The following is a 17,127-nucleotide window of genomic DNA, read 5'->3' on the forward strand; positions in this document are numbered from 1 at the left end:
TTTTGCCTATCCTAAGGAGGAAACAATTCATGATCATATTAGCAACCAACCAAATTAGCAAGGATTATGGCTTTCAGCCCATATTAAAGAAGGTCAGCATAGAAGTTCATTCCAATGACCGCATCGGTATTGTAGGACCCAATGGAGCAGGAAAAACAACGCTTTTTCGAATTCTACAAGGTATGGAACTACCTGATCGCGGTGAAATCTATTTAGCGAAGGGGAAACAGGTCGCCTATCTACCTCAATCACCTGATTATCCAGAAGAGTGGACAGGACGGGATGTAATTCAGAGTGCATTTCAGGAAGTCCTGAAAATTGCAGAGGAGCTTCGCTTCCTAGAGACGGAGATGGCAGACCCCAACTGTCCCCCAAAGAAAATGGAGCAACTACTCCAAAAATATCAGATGCTCCACGATGAATTTGAGCATCATCATGGCTATGAAATGGAGGTCCGTATGGATCAGGTGATTCATGGCCTGAAAATACCTGAGGCACAATTGGTAACCCCATTTCAGCAATTGAGTGGGGGAGAGAAGACGAAGATCGGGTTAGCTCGTCTCCTCTGTGTGCAAAGCGATCTTCTGCTATTGGATGAGCCAACCAATCACTTAGATGTGGATAGCATGGAATGGCTGGAAGGCTTTCTTAAGCAATATGATGGTGCGGTATTGGTCATATCCCATGATCGTTATTTCCTTGATCATGTTGCGCAACAGATCTATGAAATAGATGGTGGCGAGCTCACAAAATACACAGGGAATTATCGTGCCTATGTACAAGAACGAGAAGCACGCATACTTCGTGAGTTTGCCCAGTATGAGGAGCAGCAGAAGAAGATCAAGAAAATGCAAGAGACCATCAAGCGTTTGAAAGAATGGGGCAATCGTTCTAACCCACCGAATGAGGCCTTTCATCGGCGAGCGAAGAGTATGGAAAAGGCTCTTGCTCGGATCGAAAGGATCGAGCGACCCCGCTTAGAACAGGAGAAAATGGGGCTTACCTTTCAGAAAACAGATCGTAGTGGTCAGGATGTGATTTGGGTAGAGAATCTAACGAAGCGAATGGATGAGAAGGTTTTATTTGATCAAGCTCATCTGAAAATCCGTTATGGGGAGCGTAAGGCATTACTTGGGCCTAATGGGAGTGGTAAAACCACCTTGATCAAAATGCTTCTTAAAGAAATTGAGCCGGATGAAGGAATGATTCGACTTGGATCGAGCGTGAAGGTGGGTTACTTATCGCAACAAGCCATAGAGGGCGAGCCAAATCGTACCGTTCTCGACGTCTTCCATGAAGTAGTTCCACTTCCAGAGGGAGAAGCGCGGAATCGCTTAGCACAGTTCATGTTTTATGGTGCCAATGTCTTTAAGAAGGTGGGTAACTTAAGCGGTGGTGAACGGATGCGACTCCGTTTAGCTCAGTTGATGGATCAGGAGATCAATCTGCTTATTCTTGATGAGCCAACCAATCACCTCGACATTCCCGCCCGCGAAACCTTAGAAGAAGCGCTAGAGCAATACCGAGGTACATTGCTCATTGTCTCCCATGATCGTTACTTCCTTCAGAAGGTAGTAGATGGAGTCGTCTGGATTGAAGATCAGCAGCTTCTCCATGACCTTGGATCGTATGAAGAAGCACGGGTAAAACAAATTGAACGAAGGAAGTTATCGCCCTCCTCTTTGTGATATGCTAATCTTAGAATAGCAGGAACCTACTACGATCATTGGCAGGGAGGAAGCATCATGATACTTGTCACTGGGGCTACGGGGCATATCGGAAACACATTGGTTCGTGCATTGATTCAACGCAATGAAAAAGTTCGCGCCCTCATCTTGCCTGATGAAGATCCTATTTCCTTGCGTGGTCTTCCTGTAGAACTCGTTCGAGGCGACGTGACGGATTATTCTTCACTGTATGCTGCTTGTGAAGGAATAAAGATCGTCTATCATATTGCTGGAATTATCTCCATTGGCATTGGGAAGCGCCGTTTATTACAGCATGTCAATGTTGAAGGTTCGAGGAATGTAATTCGCGCATGCAAAGAGCAACAGGTGAAGCGGCTGATTTATACTAGTTCCATTCATGCCTTTACAGAATTACCTGATGGGCAAGTGATCACTGAAACGAAGGAATTCCATCCTGAGCAAGTGGTAGGAAATTATGCAAAGAGCAAAGCAATGGCCACCAATTTGATGCTGGAAGCAGCTCAAGAGGGCTTGGATGTGGTGATACTTCATCCAACAGGCGTTATTGGACCCTATGAGTTCACACCGTCCCATATGGGTCAATTAATACGTGATTTTATGAATGGAAAGTTATATGCATACATCAATGGTGGCTATGATTTTGTAGATGTACGGGATATCGTAGAAGGTTTAATTTTAGCTTGTGAAAAGGGACGTTCTGGAGAAAACTATATTTTATCTGGCCAACAGATCACCATTCAGCAAATTCTCCTCTACCTAGAAGAGATTACTGGAATCAAAGCTCCAACGGTCCGATTTCCTATCTGGCTAGCGCAAGCAACGGCCTTGCTATCTGAGCTATACTATAAACTATTACGACAAAAACCGCTCTATACAGCCTATTCCATACACACATTAAGAAGTAACTCACAAACCACTCATGAGAAGGCTACGAGGGAGCTTGGATATGCACCTCGTCCCATTCAAGAGACCCTTCGTGATACAGTGGCATGGATCAAAAGACAAGAGGTTAGGGGAGGCTTTACACATAATGAGGATATTTCATGAATTACATCCAGGAACCGTAGTAACACTAGAAGTAGTACGGGAAGCACCCTTTGGTTATTTTCTATCAGATGGTGAAAGTGATGTTCTATTACATCGTCTTGAGATGAAGGGCGAGGTGGAAATCGGTCAGAAGGTCGAGGTTTACTTGTACCAGGATAAAATGGGGCGATTAGCTGCTACCATGAGTATTCCAACTATTCAACAAGGTACCTATGGCTGGGCGAAGGTGGAAAATGTAAAACATAACCTCGGTGCATTCGTTGATATTGGAATCTCCAAAGGAATCCTTGTCACGAAGGATGACCTTCCGAAGTTTAAAGAGATCTGGCCACAGCCAGATGATCTATTATATATTACGGTGAAAGAGGATGAGCACGGACGGCTATTCGGCCGCTTGGCAACGGAAGAAGTGATTCAGGGTCTTATGAAACCAGCACCTGCTAAGCTCCACCAAACGGAGATTCAAGGTCGTGTTTATCGCTTACTCAAAACAGGTACCTTCCTTATCACCGAGGAGGGCTATCGTTGTTTCATTCATGAATCAGAACGACGAGAAGAGCCACGACTGGGTCAGCTCGTCACAGGAAGGGTTATCATGGTGAAGGATGACGGTACACTCAATGTATCGTTACTGCCAAAGAAACTGGACAAAATGGACCAGGATTCGAACATTATCTTTACTTATCTAGAGCTTCATCATGGGGCGATGCCTTATGGAGACAAGAGTGATCCAGATGAGATTCAACAGAAATTTAAGATGAGTAAGGCTTCTTTTAAACGGGCATTAGGGAGATTAATGAAAGAAGGCAAGATCGAGCAGAAGGAAGGCTGGACTTACCTAAAGCGAAAATAATCTTCTTCTGAAGATCCCCATACGAGGATTTAATGGTCCACTTACTCCCCTTGAGATGGGGAGTTTTTGTTTCGATAATATGAAGAACATCAAGAAAAGGTCTGTTTTAATTATGATATGGGTTATAATGAATCACAATGACGCAGTGAATATCTATAAGAGAGAATCCAATGGAGGATATTTTACATGCCTTTCTATTTACAGGAATTAGTTTTTCAATACGGTTATTTGATACTCTATGCTTCGTTAGCTTTGGGTATCTTAGGCTTACCAGTACCTGATGAGGTCCTATTAACCTTTGTGGGTTATGTGGCTACTGAAGGGTTACTTTCCTATCCCACCTCCATATTAGTGGGCTTTGCAGGTGCGATGACAGGGATGTCGCTCAGCTATTACATTGGAAAGAAGCTTGGAAGACCACTACTCTGGAATAAAGGTAGATTGTTTAAGCTAACACCGAAGCGTTTAGCCAAGGTAGAAGACTGGTTCCACCGCTTTGGTTTATGGACCGTCTCCCTTGGCTACTTCATTCCAGGATTCCGTCACATTCCTTGTTATTTATCTGGCATTAGTGCTGTGCAGTTTAGAAAATATATCCGTTTCGCTGGTATCGGCGCCTTAATTTGGTGTGCCTTCTTTATTACCATCGGCTTTGTATTGGGGAATACCATTGATTTTGATAGTCCCATCTTACCACAAATATTCCATCATTAATGATTCAGCGATACAGCAGGAGGAGAACGATTATGGAAGCGTTGAAAAAGGAGATTGAAGCAGAAGGCATCGTGCTTTCCAATGAAGTACTGAAGGTAGATACATTCTTAAACCATCAGATCCAACCAGCATTGATGTTTGCAATTGGGAAGGAATTTGCCCAGCGTTTTGCTGATCAAGGAATCACCAAAATTGTCACCCTTGAATCGTCAGGAATTGCCCCTGCTGTCATGACAGGACTAGCACTGCAGGTACCTGTCATTTTTGCACGTAAGCGTAAATCACTCACGCTTCAGGATCATCTCCTCACTGCTCAAGTCTATTCATTTACCAAGCAAACGAGTAGTGAGATTGCCATCGCCGAAAAATTCTTAGCCAACACGGATCGCGTATTGATTATCGATGATTTTCTCGCCCACGGTGAAGCTGGCCTTGGTCTTGCTGAGATCGTAAAGCAAGCAGGCGCCACCATCGTCGGCTTCGGAATCGTTATCGAAAAATCTTTCCAAGATGGTAGAAGTAAGTTGGAAGCCCAAGGATATCGAGTAGAATCATTGGCACGGATCGCCTCCTTAGAGAATGGTAAGGTGCAGTGGTTAGTATAGAAATCATAGATCTATTCATCATAAGATAGGCACCCCCTCCGAGCAAAAAAGGTTACATAACCCACCTTAAAAGCCAACATATGGTAGAATTAAAGAAAAGGAGGGGGTCACATTGTATAATGATATTTCAGAATCTATGAAAAAAGTGGCATTTTGGGGAAGAATCGTCGGATATATTCTCGTTTTCTCAGGTATCCTCCATGCTGTTACCGGGTTATTTAGTTACATTATTGGTGCAATTCCTGGCATTATCGAGATTGTTCTTGGCTATTATCTTCTTAAAATTGCAGACGAAGCTAGCCAATTTGATTGGGAGACCTTGGAATTGAGTACGGAGAGCATCATGTTTTTGTTTATGAAATACCTCCGTTTAAAAGCTGTGTTGATGATAATTGGTATCTTTTTCTTTGCTCTTAGTTTCCTACTTCTATCTACTACATCGAATGACTATCTTCCCTTTCCATAGCAAAATAGAGGTTATTGAATGTCCAATCAAGAAATATGAATATACGAGTCATTGTTCACTAAACAATTCGATAGGGAGGGGAGTTATCATCTTGAAAACAATTCGTTGCAATCAGCAAATCATTTATGACTTTAACCACCAGCATCCACCCATCCTCCATGTTCCTTCTGGAACAACGGTAGAGATCGAGACCTATGATTGCTTTGAAAATCAGATTAAGCATCCTGATGAATTGCAGGGTGTAGACTGGAGTAGAGTGAACCCAGCTACTGGCCCCATCTATGTAGAGGGGGCAATGCCAGGCGATGTCTTAAAAGTCAAAATTGAAAAAATCGAAATCGGGAATCAAGGCGTGATGTGTGCAGGACCCAACCTTGGCGTCTTAGGCGACGAACTGACAGAACTAGTGGCTAAAATGATTCCTATCAGTGATAATAAAGCGATCTTTGATGATCTAGATCTACCCCTCAATCCCATGATTGGTGTTATTGGCGTGGCACCAGCAGGAGAAGGCATCTCCTGTGGAACGCCAGGCTCTCATGGGGGAAACATGGATAATACCATGATTGAGGAAGGCGCTACATTATACTTTCCCATTTTTGTTGAAGGAGCCCTCTTTGCCTTAGGTGACTTCCATGCAGCTATGGGGGATGGAGAAGTGGGTGTCACAGGCATTGAGATTCCAGGGAAAGCAACCGTCATTTTGGAAGTGCTAAAGGGCTGCTCCATCCCTCATCCCATGCTTGAGAATGATCAGGTCTGGACCACCATTGTTTCTGCACCTACGCTAGATGAAGCTGCGAAAGAATCAGTGAAGATGATGGCAGAGCTTCTCTCCATCCAAACAGGGCGCTCCCTAGCTGACATCGTGATGCTCCTAAGTGCTGTAGGGAATGTGGAGATCTGTCAGATTGTGGATCCCCTGATGACTGCCCGCTGTGTTGTTTCCAAAGAAATGTTGACCCAAATGAAGATCAAACACTTGGTTGGTTGATCGTAGATTACTAGAAAGCCTGCTCTCTTGATGAGAGTGGGCTTTTTCACTTTTATTTTGCAATATACACACTGTTATAACACATTTAATATCTAGAATGGGAATTCATAGGAATAAAAACAGGTTATGGAGGTGTTGCAGATGAGTTTTTTGGGAGTGCAGTGGTTGGCATCAGGACTTCACTTATTAACCCAAGGCTTGTTAATCCCTGTCTTTTTATTATTATTTTATGCTGTGATTGCGATCTTAGTGGATTTAGGGATTTTGTTTCGTGAAATGTATGTCCGCAAGCGTGATCCCTTATTAAGATTGGATGAATTATATGATGCAGCATCGAGTAAACAAATCATTCAAGGACAAGGAGGTGGGCTAGGGATTGCCCGTTATGTGTTTGCCAATCGACATGAGCTCACACAGCATAGTAAAGAAAAGCAGCAGATTTATGTGCGGAGAAGGCTAGAGAAGGCTGAGGAGAGAGCATTAAAGCAAGTGAGCAAAAGTGAGCGTTTCGCAAAACTAGGGCCCATGTTGGGATTAATGGGAACGATTATTCCCTTAGGTCCAGGTCTAGCGGCTCTAGGTGAAGGAGATCTGGCTATCCTCTCCAGTTCCTTAATGATCGCCTTCGATACAACGGTGGCTGGACTGGCAGTGGGTGGAATCGCTTATGTCATTGTCAAAGTACGAAAGCAATGGTATCTGGAGGAATTCCGCCAAGTAGAGGCTGTATTCGATCTTCTATGGGAAGGAGGGAACCATCATGTGGAAAAGAAGGAGTAATCCCTTTTTAACTACTGAGGATGGTGAAGGCGATCCCTTAAGTGGGATGGCCAATTTAATTGACGTGATGCTGGTCTTTGTTGCTGGGATTTTAGTAGCCCTTGTCCTCTCCTGGAACCTGGAAGACCAATTGATAAAGAAAGTAGTAGAAGTTGAACAAGGTGAAGAGCTGAGGGAACTACCTCTGATTCAAGAGAAGGGTGGAGGTGGCGATGGCTTTTCGGAGATGGGCAAAGTATATCGGGATCCAAAGACAGGTCAATTGATCTTAATACAGAGTGAGGATCTTCCTGAGGAATAATCATATTTATAACTTTGGTCATGGAGGAGGTTATAGCTAGATGCAATATCAAGCTTCGCTTAAAAAGTTTACAATGATCGGTCTCGCATTGGTCATGATATTATCCAATCTGCTTATTCATTTATCTACGGTGAAGGCGATTGCTGCTCCTGCTCAGAAGGAAGAGAAGCTAAATGCATTGGTTTTAATCCAGCAAAATGGGTATGAGGAGGTTTTGCAAGAGGCTGCTAAACAAAGTGCTATTCCTATCTCATTAACCTTCTACGCTTCAAGTGAAATAACAGTGGACGAGCTTCAGCAGCAGCTAAGCACTCATCAGCTCATGCTAATTTCTACCCATGGACAATCCACTGAGAGTATAGAACCCTACTATACCGCAATCGAAGCATTTAAAAAGCAGGGCGGTACTGTACTTTTTATCAGTCATTCCCAAGAGAATCGTTTCTCTTCTTCTCCCATGAAGGGGCATCCTCAATTATTTGAATATTGGGCCCATGGTGGCAAGGTCAATTATAAACGGATGTTTAATTATATTCTTCATCATTTTTACGATTATGAGCAGGTTGTGGTAGAGCCAGTGGATGAAATCCCCCTTATTGGAATCTATCATCCGAAATCGGAGGAGATCTTTGCCACCCTTGAGGCATATTTTGAATGGTATCAAAATCATGGTTATGACCCAAATAAGCCTTTGTTCGGCATGAAATTCTATAAAGCATGGTATGTAAAAGATGAGCTACGCCCGGTGAATGCAATTATTGAAAGTTTAGAAGCCAGGGGAGCCAATGTCATCCCTGTTTATCTTATGGATAGCCAAAAGCGTCAACCAGCCAATATCTACCCTGAATTAAATTTCTTCAAGGAGGGGGGAACAGAAGACGGGGAAGTCATCATTGATGCACTCGTCAATTTCATCTATTTCAGCGGCCCATCTCCCCATGAGGAACGGGTAAAGCACTTGGCCTTATTAAATGTGCCTCTGCTTCATGCTGCAACCACCACTTATCTTGTGGATGAATGGAAGGAGAGCACAGAGGGAATTCCTCAGAGTTCCTTGCATTCGATGTTCGTACAAACTGAGCTGAGGGGCTCCATTGACCCCGTGGTAGTCATGGCAAGGGAGAAGAATCGCAGCGGTGACCTCATTTATACGCCCTTGCCTGAGCAAGTGGATCTGTTTAGCAATAAGGTGATGAATTGGGCGAACTTGCAGCGAACCACTGCTGCTGATAAAAAAATCGCCATCATTTATTATAATAATCCACCTGGAAAGCATGATATTGCCACAGCAAGTAATCTTAATGTTCATGAGAGCTTGGTTCAAACTTTAAAAGCGCTTACCGAACAGGGCTTTGATACATCAGCACTTCGCATTGAGCAGTTGGAGCCCGTTTTACGAAAGGTCGGGCGAAATGTAGGGTCATGGGAAGGAGAGATGGCATTAAAAGAGCTTGTGGATCAGGGCTATGCCACCCTTCTCCCTGTGGAAGTATATGAGGAATGGTTTGCCCAATTGCCAAAGGAACGACAGGAAGAAGTGATTGCGGCGTATGGTCCACCACCTGGCGAATGGATGGTCTACCAATACCAAGGGAAACAATACATTGTCTTACCCGTCATTCAAATAGGTCAAGTGCTCCTAGCACCTCAACCCAATCGTAGTGCAGGAACAGAAGAGATGAATCAACAGCATAGTCGATTGACACCTCCTAGCCATCAATACATCGCCTTCTATTTCTGGCTGAAGAAAGAGTACAAAGCAGATGCCCTCATTCATTTTGGTACACATGGAACACAAGAACTGTTGCCTGGAAAAGAAAGAGGTCTTTCTGCAGACGATTGGCCCATGCTATTGGTACAGGATCTACCAGTACTCTATCCATACATTATGGACAATATCGCTGAAGCCACCATTGCCAAGCGGCGAGGCAGTGCTACTATAGTAACCCATATGATCCCTCCGATGATTGCTGGTGAGCTCTATGGTGACTTAGCAGAATTGCACCAATTGTATCATGGCTATCAAGATAGTCATGAATTGGAGACGCTGCAACAAGGCTATCAAGATAAAATTCTAGCTAAAGTGAAAGAACTGGGATTGATGGAGGACCTAGAGCTAATGGGTATTTCAGCGGAGCCATTTCCACAATTTCTTGAAGGTCTACACGACTATTTAGAAGATTTGGCTGTACAGAATGTTCCTTATGGCTTACACACCTTTGGTGAAGGGATGGAATCAGCATTAGCTCTTGGGATGGCTCAAGCGATGTTAGGTAAAACGTATCAGAAGAAGGTTGAAGAGCTACTCCAAGCCTTATGGCAGCGTGAGCCCCAGCGCATGCCATCAGCTAGTGGAGAACGGGAGCACGCCATTATTACAGCGGAAAAAGCGGTACTCGAAGCACATCTCCTCAAGGAGCTCTCACCTGAAATCATTATGGAACAGTGGTTTGGACAACAAGATGAAGAATTGAAAAAGCAATTAGAATTGGCTAAGGAATTCTATTCAATGCTTATTATCAATCAAGAGATGGACACGTTAATGCAGGGCTTAGCTGGTCACTTTGTTATCCCACGGGTAGGTGGCGATCCCCTTCGTTCACCAACAATTTTGCCCACAGGACATAATATGATCTCAGTAGACCCTACAACCATTCCTACACCTGTAGCCTGGGAGGTAGGAAAAAAGCTAACCGATCAATTCTTAGAACAGTACGTTGAAGAACATGGCCATTATCCTGAGAAGGTGGCGATTACACTCTGGGGCGTAGAAACCATGCGCCAGCATGGGGTAGCAGAAGCGCAGGTCCTCTATTTAATGGGGCTTCAACCACAATGGCGAGATGAACGGGGAGGGAGTGTGACTGGCGTTGTTCCTATTCCTCAAGAGGAACTGGGGCGACCACGGATCGATGTGGCGATTTCAGCTACAGGGATTTTCCGAGATCTCTTTCCTAATCTTCTAACCCTACTTCATCAAGGTGTGCAGCTAGCATCAGAGCAAGATGAGCCCGACAATTATGTCCGAGCAGGAACAGAAAAATTAAGAACATACCTACAGAGTCAGGGAATAAACGATGAAGAACGTCTGCATTTACTAGCGACGAGTCGCATCTTCTCCATGGAGAGTGGTGGTTATGGAACGGGGCTCGATGATTTAACCATCGCGAGTCACAAATGGGAAGATGAGAGTGACTTAACATCTGTCTATTTTCAAAATCATGGCTATCTTTATGGTGAAGAAATCTGGTCAGAACATCATGTTGATCTTTTTAAAGAGGTTCTCCGTGGTACGGATGCTGCAATTCTTGCTCGCTCTAGTAATCTTCGCGGCGTACTTAGTACGAGTCATCCTTTTGAATATCTTGGTGGATTAGCCATTGCTATTCGTGAACTAGATGGCAAGTCACCTGAGCTATGGATTACCAACATTCGTGATCCGCGCCAAGCAAAAATGCAGAAGGCGGATAGCTTTTTCCGTCAGGAATTACGATCACGACAGTTTAACCCGAAATGGATTGAAGGGCAGATGGAGGAGGGATATTCTGGCGCTAGCGAAATGACGGAAGCACTGCAATACTTCTGGGGCTGGCAGGTGATGGAGCCAACCATGGTATCCGAAACACTCTGGGAGGAATATCGTGACATTTACCTTGAGGACAAGTATGAGCTAGGAATTAAGCAATGGTTTGAAGAACAAAATCCTTACGCTTATCAGGTCATGATGGAGCATATGCTTGAAGCAGTTCGTAAGGGATATTGGAATGCCAATGATGAAGTGTCCAAGGATATTGCTGATCGTTATAACAAACTCATTGAACGTGTTGGATCATCAGGAACTTCACTGGCACATAGCCAAGTCTTTACCGACCATCTCAAGAAATATGCTCCAGCTCCCCAAGCAGCGCTGGTGATGCCTCAACCGGTGACAATGAAAGGAACAACAGAAGAACAAATAACGAAGGATCCCGTTGCTCCAGAGGAGAAAGAAGACAAGATCCCAGAAAATCGTGTAGAACCAGTGGAAGTAAAGAAAGAGGCCGAACAGCGCAAGGCTTTTTCCATAGCAGAGAAGGAGAAGTCCAATTTAATCGATTCTATGTCTTGGTTCGCCTTCGCTACCTTAATCTCTTTTGTTCTCATCGTCGTATTCATGGGATATCGTAAGAAAAAACGTGAAGAGATCGATGTAAAGCATTGATTCAAAAAAAGGTCGAGCAATCTCGACCTTTTCCTTTTACAGTATGATAGATTGAGAACCCTGACGATCCATGGTCAGGACACGGGCAACGCCATGCTCCAAGGCTTGATTCATCTCCTTACAGCAGGCTTCGCCTTTTCCTTGAGGTAGGAAGGCGAGAGTTGTTGGACCTGCTCCACTGATAGCACAGCCAAATGCATCATACTCTTTTGCAATGCCTTCAAACGCTGTGAAGTGTGGTAACAGTGGCTTCCGATAGGGATGATGATAGAGGTCACGCTCCATCATCTCACCTACAACCTCCCAATCTCCATTCATTAAGGCAGCGGAGAGTACATTTCCATAGGAGCTAGCCTTCACGGCAACACTATAGGTTAGGCAGGGAGGAAGCACAGCACGGGCATCTGCGGTTTTTAATTCATAATCTGGGATAAATACGACAATATCTACGTCAGATATCATCCCTTGTTGATAATAAATTTGACCATCTCCTGTTGCGGTAATGATAACACCGCCAAAGATGGCAGGGGCAAGATTATCCGGATGATTCTCCCAATGTAATGATGCACTGAGGATTTCACGCTTACTTAAGTGTAAATTACCCAGCTGATTGGCTAGCTCTACACCTGCAACAATGGCAGCTGCACTACTCCCTAATCCCCGTGCAAGGGGAATTTCACTCTGAACGCGAAGATGAGCAGGAGATATTTTAACGCCATACTTCTTGGCCACATCACAGGCAATCTGCACAATCCAATGGGTCTCGTCATTGGGATAGATGCTCAATGCTGGTGTCAATGCTTCCACATACCAATGATCCGCCTTATTGACCTCCAATGTCAGATAGAGGGAGAGGGCCATCCCAACAGAGTCAAAGCCAGGACCGAGATTAGCAGTACTAGCAGGAACTTTGATCATGAATGGGGGTGGATCGATGAGATGATCTGCATCCTTGACCATATCTATAACACTCCTTCTAAGAAGGCACGTACTGCTTTAAGATCACTAGGTAATTGATGAGGGACGACAGAGGCCACATCGATGGCGGTATTGGGATCCTTTAAGCCATTTCCAGTTAAAACAGCAACCACAGTAGCGCCTTCCTTGATCTCGCCTGATTGCAATTGTTTCCGTACACCTGCAACACTGGCAGCGGAAGCAGGCTCAGCAAAGATCCCTTCACTTCGAGCTAATAGGGTATAGGCGGCGAGAATCTCATCATCGGTCACTTCATCAATCTTCCCCTTGGACTCCGAGGCAGCCTCTACAGCGTACTTCCAGCTTGCAGGGTTTCCGATGCGGATGGCGGTGGCAATGGTTTCTGGTTCTTCAAAGACACGGTTATGGGTAATTGCGGCAGCACCTGCCGCTTCAAATCCTCGCATCTCTGGTAGGGTAAAGCCTTTCCGCTCATGATACTCCTTAAAGCCCTTCCAGTAAGCGGTGATATTACCTGCATTACCTACAGGGATGGCGAGGATATCAGGGGCTTGTCCCAATTGATCGCAGATTTCGAAGGCCGCGGTCTTTTGTCCCTCGATTCGGAAGGGGTTGACGGAATTGACCAATGTAACAGGCTCTTGTTCGCTAAGGATCCGAACAATCTTCAACGCTTCATCAAAGTTACCATCGATGGCAATGATCTCAGCACCATACATCGCAGCTTGGGCTAGCTTACCCAGAGCGATTTTGCCATCAGGAATTACAATAAAGGCGCGCATACCTGCACGTGCTGCGTAGGCCGCTGCAGCGGCAGAGGTATTACCCGTTGATGCACAGATCACCGCATTACTCCCAGCCTCTTTCGCCTTGGCAACTGCGAGAACCATTCCTCGGTCCTTAAAGGAGCCTGTGGGATTTGCACCTTCATACTTCACATATAATTGGATACCCCATTGTTTCGAGATATTTTCTAGGTAAATCAGTGGTGTATTCCCTTCGTTCAAGGTTAAGAGCGGTGTCTCCTTCGTCAGCGGAAGATAATCTCCATATTCAGCAAGCAACCCATTCCAACGTCTACTCATTATTCATCCTCTCCTTCGATACGATAGATGCTTTTAATGGTTTGAATCGTTCCAAGGCTTTCTAAGCGGTGGAATACCTTTTCAAAGTTCGCAAGGCTAGACCGATGTGTGGTAACTACGATCTCTGCTGTCTCTCGCGGATGAATAGGGTGTTGAAGTATGCGCTTTAAGCTGATACCATGATTGGCAAACTCCGTTGCGATTTGTGCAAAGGAACCTACCTCATCCTTTATCAGTAAACGAATGAAGTAACGGAGAATAATCTCCTCATCTCGCTTCAAACACTTTTCATATTGCGGGGAGAAAAGATGGGTACCATTCACACCTAGCCGCATATTTTTCATCACTGCAACAAGATCACTGACCACAGAAGTGGCCGTTGGCAGACTACCTGCACCTGGACCGAAGAACATGGTCTTACCAACCGCTTCACCATAAACAAAGACAGCGTTGTATTCATCATTTACAGAGGATAGCGGGTGGGAGAGAGGTAGCAGGACAGGTTCTACACTCACTTCTATTTTTTCATTTTTTCGATCGGCGATACCAATCAGTTTAATGGTATAGCCAAATTGCTTGGCATATTCAATATCAGATTCTGTAACCGAAGTAATACCCTTCACCTTCACATCGGCAAGTTCGATCTGCGTGGAAAAGCCAAGTCCAGCTAGAATAGCCATCTTTCGGGCTGCGTCCAAACCTTCCACATCTGCAGTGGGGTCAGCTTCAGCGAAGCCTTTCGCTTGTGCCTCCTGTAAGGCTACCTCATAGCTGGTACCTCCCTTACTCATTTTGGTGAGAATATAGTTGGTGGTACCATTCACAATACCCATCATGCGGGTAATTCGGTCCGAAGCTAGCCCTTCAGCTAGGGTTCGTAGCAAAGGAATACCACCAGCAACACTAGCCTCATAGAAGAGGTCGCAGCCATTAGCTTTGGCGATCTTAAGCAACTCTGGGCCATGCAATGCGAGTAAATCCTTATTGGCAGTAACAATATGCTTTTTGTTACGCAAGGCTTGGATGAGCCACTCCTTGGTAGGCTCCACACCACCGATCACTTCAATAACCACATCGATCTCTGGGTTGTTAATAATATCATTGGGATCTGTTGTAAGAACAGAAGGGTCGATCTTAATGGCCCGCTCTTTATGTACATTCTGTACTAGGACCTTTTTGACAATAATCGGACAACCAATTTGATGACTAAGCTGTTCTTGATGATTTTCAATGATCCGGATGACGCCAGTCCCAACGGTGCCTAGTCCTAATAATCCAACAGAAATGCAATCCAAGATAAGCACTCCTTTCATAATAATATGAATATTTATATATATTATAGAAAGTATAGTGATTTAAAGGTACTCATGCAACGATTAAAAGTGACAAGTTTTCTAAAAAATGCAAAGTTCAATTGGTTTATGGTCTTCAAGTTTTCTTTTTCCATAAGCATTAGGTATAATGTCTACGAAATGAATGTGATCAATTCAAGATTCATAGATTAGCAAATCTGATCTCAAAATAGATAGAACTAGTTTAAAGAAGTAGGTGATGATGTAAATGTCTAAAGAGCATTGGAATCAACGATTTGGTGAAGAAGAATTTGTCTATGGTAAAGAGCCGAATCATTTTATTCAAGAGATAGCCCCTCAACTGCAAGCTGGTAAAGTTCTAGCCATCGCTGAAGGCGAGGGAAGAAATGCGGTTTATCTAGCCACATTAGGTCATGAAGTCACCATGTGGGATTATTCTGAGGAAGGACTTAAGAAAGCAGAACGATTGGCAGTAGAGAAGGGTGTCCACGTATCCACCTCCTGTGTTGATCTTGCACATGCTCCCTGGGAAGAAAAGTCCTATGACCATGTGGTCTGTGTATTTGGTCATTTTGAACCGGCTCTCCGCTTGAAAACATTACTCTCCATAGAGCAAGCGGTTAAGCCAGGAGGAAGCTTTCTCTGTGAAGTCTATTCGGTGGACCAGTTAAAATATAAAACTGGTGGACCACCTGTTGAACAGATGCTCTACCGTCCTGAAGATTTTATTAGTGTCTTCCGAACATGGAATATCAAACATTTCTTTATGGGTGAGGTGGAACGAGCAGAAGGCAAACTACATCAAGGAACCTCCCATGTGATCCAATTCTACGGCGTTAAATAGGAGGGTAACAGGTTGAAAAGATTGTTTGAAGTTTTCTGGGTGTCGCTTAAATTAGGACTCACCTCTTTTGGCGGACCTGTTGCTCATCTCGGGTATTTTCATCATGAATATGTACGAAGGCGAAAATGGTTAGATGATCAGAGCTATGCGGACCTTGTAGCTCTTTGTCAGTTTTTGCCTGGACCAGCCAGCAGTCAGGTGGGGATCGGCATTGGCACAATGCGCGCTGGGTTAGTAGGTGGTGTAGTAGCCTGGATCGGCTTTACACTTCCTTCTGTACTCGCCCTTATCCTTTTTGCCCTGTTTTTACAAGGCGATGCCCTTGGTGATGTTGGTTGGATTCATGGATTAAAGCTTGTGGCAGTAGCTATTGTTGCCCATGCCATTATCGGAATGGGGCAGAAGTTGGCACCTGATCGAGGTCGAGCAACCATTGTCATCCTCGCCCTTGCAGTAGCCTTACTCTGGCCCTCATCAATTACTCAGATCAGTATCATCATCGTAGCAGGGCTCATCGGTCTTCTTCTATTTAAGAAAGAGCAAGCTGAGATGAAGCATGAGTCTGCTGTGATCCCTACTCCCATTCATCCCACCATAGCTATCATCTCCTTATTGCTCTTCTTTAGCCTGCTCCTCATCCTTCCTTGGCTTCGTGATCTCCATCAGGGGATTGCCCTTTTTGATAGCTTTTATCGTGCAGGTGCACTGGTTTTTGGTGGGGGACATGTGGTTCTACCACTCTTACAGGCGGAGATAGTTCCCACAGGCTGGGTCAGTGAGGAAACTTTTCTGGCTGGCTATGCTGCAACGCAAGCTGTTCCTGGCCCATTATTTACATTTGCTGCTTATCTTGGAACGATTATCAATGGATGGGGAGGAGCCTTACTAGCTACAGTAGCCATCTTTTTACCAGCCTTTCTATTGGTAATTGGGATGCTACCATTTTGGGATCAATTACGTAAACGAGCCCCTGTCCGCTGTGCATTAATGGGGATTAATGCGGCTGTGATTGGGATTCTAATCGCTGCATTCTATCATCCGATCTGGACCAGCGCCATTTTTTCCCCATGGGATTTTGTAATCGTGACGATCCTCTATGGAATGCTAGCATTCTGGAAGCTGCCACCTTGGACCATTGTGGTAACAGGAGCTTTGGCCGGAACCATATTGATTTAGATTGTCTGGATAGATAAAAGGCTTATTCACTGCGGTATGGCAGGGAATAAGCCTTTTTTTCTAGAAAGATGGAAGCTGTAACCGTAGCATATCAGTCTAG

Annotated in this window: 15 protein-coding genes; 12 read left to right on the forward strand and 3 right to left on the reverse strand. The window is 44.6% G+C overall.

Annotated features, from left to right (window positions below; genetic code table 11):
* Positions 1-29: 29 nt before the first annotated feature.
* From abc-f to BN1691_RS09465, 10 genes are all read left to right on the forward strand, one after another.
* On the forward strand, positions 30-1,688 hold the full coding sequence (gene abc-f, locus BN1691_RS09420; protein ID WP_048601989.1) for a ribosomal protection-like ABC-F family protein: 1,659 nt from the start codon (positions 30-32) through the stop codon (positions 1,686-1,688).
* A gap of 57 nt (positions 1,689-1,745) precedes the next feature.
* The gene (locus BN1691_RS09425) at positions 1,746-2,756 is read left to right on the forward strand and encodes an SDR family oxidoreductase (protein ID WP_048601990.1); all 1,011 of its coding nucleotides are present in this window, start codon (positions 1,746-1,748) and stop codon (positions 2,754-2,756) included.
* Entirely contained in the window at positions 2,740-3,609 is an 870-nt protein-coding gene (locus BN1691_RS09430; protein ID WP_048601991.1) for a CvfB family protein, read from the forward strand. The genes BN1691_RS09425 and BN1691_RS09430 overlap by 17 nt, the downstream gene beginning before the upstream one ends.
* A 186-nt stretch (positions 3,610-3,795) precedes the next feature.
* Positions 3,796-4,323 carry a DedA family protein gene (locus tag BN1691_RS09435; protein ID WP_048601992.1) on the forward strand — a complete coding sequence of 176 codons (528 nt, stop codon included), beginning with the start codon at positions 3,796-3,798 and terminating at the stop codon, positions 4,321-4,323.
* Between the two features lie 32 nt (positions 4,324-4,355).
* A complete protein-coding gene (locus tag BN1691_RS09440; RefSeq protein ID WP_048601993.1) occupies positions 4,356-4,928 on the forward strand; it encodes a xanthine phosphoribosyltransferase in 573 nt (190 codons plus the stop codon).
* A 112-nt stretch (positions 4,929-5,040) separates the two neighbouring features.
* Positions 5,041-5,394, forward strand: a complete 354-nt coding sequence (locus BN1691_RS09445; RefSeq protein ID WP_048601994.1) for a DUF5362 family protein — start codon at positions 5,041-5,043, stop codon at positions 5,392-5,394.
* A 91-nt stretch (positions 5,395-5,485) separates the two neighbouring features.
* The gene (locus BN1691_RS09450) at positions 5,486-6,388 is read left to right on the forward strand and encodes an acetamidase/formamidase family protein (RefSeq protein ID WP_048601995.1); all 903 of its coding nucleotides are present in this window, start codon (positions 5,486-5,488) and stop codon (positions 6,386-6,388) included.
* A gap of 141 nt (positions 6,389-6,529) precedes the next feature.
* Positions 6,530-7,168: a MotA/TolQ/ExbB proton channel family protein gene (locus BN1691_RS09455; protein ID WP_048601996.1), complete on the forward strand. Its 639-nt coding sequence runs from the start codon at positions 6,530-6,532 to the stop codon at positions 7,166-7,168.
* Positions 7,149-7,469 (forward strand): DUF2149 domain-containing protein, encoded by a 321-nt coding sequence (locus BN1691_RS09460; protein ID WP_048601997.1) that lies wholly within the window; start codon positions 7,149-7,151, stop codon positions 7,467-7,469. The genes BN1691_RS09455 and BN1691_RS09460 overlap by 20 nt, the downstream gene beginning before the upstream one ends.
* A gap of 40 nt (positions 7,470-7,509) precedes the next feature.
* Complete coding sequence (locus BN1691_RS09465) at positions 7,510-11,670, forward strand: cobaltochelatase subunit CobN (RefSeq protein WP_048601998.1); 4,161 nt, start codon at positions 7,510-7,512, stop codon at positions 11,668-11,670.
* Positions 11,671-11,706: 36 nt separating this feature from the next.
* Here BN1691_RS09465 and thrB read toward each other — a convergent pair whose 3' ends face one another.
* From thrB to BN1691_RS09480, 3 genes are read right to left on the reverse strand one after another with little or no spacing between them, the layout of a single operon-like run.
* Complete coding sequence (thrB, locus tag BN1691_RS09470; protein WP_053083740.1) at positions 11,707-12,630, reverse strand: homoserine kinase; 924 nt, start codon at positions 12,628-12,630, stop codon at positions 11,707-11,709.
* 2 nt (positions 12,631-12,632) lie between these two features.
* On the reverse strand, positions 12,633-13,694 hold the full coding sequence (thrC, locus tag BN1691_RS09475; RefSeq protein WP_048601999.1) for a threonine synthase: 1,062 nt from the start codon (positions 13,692-13,694) through the stop codon (positions 12,633-12,635).
* Positions 13,694-15,007 (reverse strand): homoserine dehydrogenase, encoded by a 1,314-nt coding sequence (locus BN1691_RS09480; RefSeq protein WP_048602000.1) that lies wholly within the window; start codon positions 15,005-15,007, stop codon positions 13,694-13,696. Before BN1691_RS09480 ends, thrC begins: the two co-directional genes overlap by 1 nt.
* 247 nt (positions 15,008-15,254) lie before the next feature.
* On the opposite strand from BN1691_RS09480, the gene BN1691_RS09485 reads away from it, so the two are divergent.
* Together BN1691_RS09485 and BN1691_RS09490 are read left to right on the forward strand one after the other, a co-directional pair.
* Entirely contained in the window at positions 15,255-15,851 is a 597-nt protein-coding gene (locus BN1691_RS09485; RefSeq protein WP_048602001.1) for a class I SAM-dependent methyltransferase, read from the forward strand.
* A gap of 12 nt (positions 15,852-15,863) precedes the next feature.
* Positions 15,864-17,027 carry a chromate transporter gene (locus tag BN1691_RS09490; protein ID WP_048602002.1) on the forward strand — a complete coding sequence of 388 codons (1,164 nt, stop codon included), beginning with the start codon at positions 15,864-15,866 and terminating at the stop codon, positions 17,025-17,027.
* Positions 17,028-17,127: the final 100 nt, after the last annotated feature.

The sequence above is a fragment of the Rubeoparvulum massiliense genome (assembly GCF_001049895.1).
GTDB classification, from domain to species: domain Bacteria; phylum Bacillota; class Bacilli; order Rubeoparvulales; family Rubeoparvulaceae; genus Rubeoparvulum; species Rubeoparvulum massiliense.